Source organism: Psychrobacter sp. TAE2020, assembly GCF_018919485.1.
GTDB lineage: Bacteria > Pseudomonadota > Gammaproteobacteria > Pseudomonadales > Moraxellaceae > Psychrobacter.
In genome coordinates, this window is record NZ_JAHLMU010000028.1 from 1 (window position 1) to 255 (window position 255).

The window sequence follows — 255 nt, forward strand, 5'->3', positions numbered from 1 at the left end:
CTTGAGTGCCATCAACAACACTTGGGTTGGTCGGAGCGGTCCATGAACCATCGACGCCAACGATCGCATCTACGGTCGTGCCATCAGGGTAAGTCACCGTCACGGTCGCACCCGGCTCACCGGTACCTGTGATGGGTTGACCCGCTTCGTTGTCATTGATTGAAGGGGCTACTGGCGCGGTGGTATCCGCCACATTAGCGCTGCCTTGTGGGCTAGTATTGCCCGCCGTATCAGTTTGCGTGGCCGTCACTTGAG

1 protein-coding gene is annotated in these 255 nt (G+C 58.4%); it reads right to left on the bottom strand.

Annotated features, from left to right (window positions below):
- Nucleotides 1-255, bottom strand: a 255-nt coding sequence (locus KPY62_RS13600; RefSeq protein ID WP_228730797.1) for an Ig-like domain-containing protein, incomplete at both ends; no start/stop codon positions are given.